The sequence below is a fragment of the Clostridioides sp. ZZV15-6598 genome, from assembly GCF_020657705.1.
GTDB classification, from domain to species: domain Bacteria; phylum Bacillota; class Clostridia; order Peptostreptococcales; family Peptostreptococcaceae; genus Clostridioides; species Clostridioides difficile_F.
The window spans coordinates 1-1,482 of sequence record NZ_JAGWCS010000270.1; the positions used below are offsets into that span (position 1 = coordinate 1).

The 1,482-nt window shown below is 19.9% G+C and carries 2 protein-coding genes and 1 pseudogene; all 3 read right to left on the reverse strand.

What is annotated here, in order from left to right:
• Positions 1 to 195: pseudogene (locus KGF50_RS21450) on the reverse strand (hypothetical protein); the annotation flags it as partial.
• Between the two features lie 14 nt (positions 196 to 209).
• A complete protein-coding gene (locus KGF50_RS21455; RefSeq protein ID WP_227849939.1) occupies positions 210 to 653 on the reverse strand; it encodes a hypothetical protein in 444 nt (147 codons plus the stop codon).
• Positions 654 to 1,482: pilus assembly protein PilM (locus tag KGF50_RS21460; protein ID WP_227849940.1), on the reverse strand; the 829-nt coding region annotated here is incomplete at its 5' end.

Consider the following 1,482-nt stretch of genomic DNA (forward strand, 5'->3'; position numbering starts at 1 on the left):
TCTATCATCTTCCTGTTTATTATCCTTCATTTTATAATTATCTTGTCGTTTTATTTTATTCACTATATTTTGTTTTTCTTTCTTCAAATTAGTTAGGTTATCTTCTAGAGGTCTGGATATTACGTTAACTACTAATACAACGATTAATATTAGCAGTATTTTTATCATATTTTTTTCTCTCTTATTTAATTTCAAAATTAATCACCTGTCTAACTTTTTATTCTAAATTTATAATATTCTCCATCTCTTATAATGCTGTCTATATAGTAATATTTTATGTAATTTATTTTTCTTAGATTATCTAAAATATCTAGATTATCACATACTCCTTCCATCTCCATTTTATTTTTATCTATAGATATTTTAGTAATGTTATCTGTGCCAACTATTTCATATATTTTTTTAATTTCATCAAGTTTTATTTTGGAAAACTTTTCTTTTACTTCTTCTGGCTTTGATACAGTATATTTAGATTCATTTATGGATTTATTGTGACTTATATAATTTTCTAATTCATTTACAGATTTCATGTACATGAACATTTTTAATGAAACACATGTTAAAATTAAAATTATTGTTATCTTATAGACTTTATTATATTGCTTAGTTTCTTTAAATCCATTCGAAAAATTTATTGTTTTATAAGTTTTCATTTAAATAATCATTCCTATACTACTTATATAATTTATACTGGTATCCATTAAATCCTTATCAAAATTATTTTCCACCCTTATTTTATTTTTTAATTTCAATGGATTTACTTCAACAATTTTTTCTGTATCTTTAAGATACTCATCTATAAAACAATTATCTATACCATAATAATAAACATAGTTAAATCTACTTATTAATTTTTTTACTGAGTCATAGGATTTTATTTCTTTTGATAATAGATATGTTTCTTCTATTTTTTTATTTTTTGTTATGTTTATGATAAATTGATTCTTTTTACATTCTATAAACACTCCATCTTCTATAAAATTATCTACTAAATTTAGACTTATAAGTTTTTGTAGTATATCAAAATTTATGTTTATAGCTTTTGGATTCATATTTAGACTTTCTGAAATGATTTTAATTATGTTGATAATATTTTTAGGAAAAAGAATTACTTGTATATTTAACTTATCCTTACTAGAGTTTATAATTTTATATTTTATTGAATAGTTATTTATATTTATTGGAATATATTGTGTTATCTCAAATTCTATCATGTTTAATATATCTCTTTTTCTCTTAGTATTCAGTATCTCAATATTTCTAATAACTATATCTTGAGTTTGAATATTAAAGTGCAAATTTTTGTATGATTTTTTTATGTTATTTATTTCATCTTTTACTAATTTTACTACGTTTTCTACATATCTAGTTTTTTCAATCTCATCAATATCATTTTTAATATTAAAGCTAACTTCTTTTATAATAGATTTATCTATAAATATTTTTTTATAGTTTTTTCTTAAAAATACAACCCTTATATAA

Coding starts and splice junctions, on each gene's coding strand:
- KGF50_RS21455 (WP_227849939.1), bottom strand. CDS start 653: ATGAAAACTTATAAAACAATAAATTTTTCGAATGGATTTAAAGAAACT.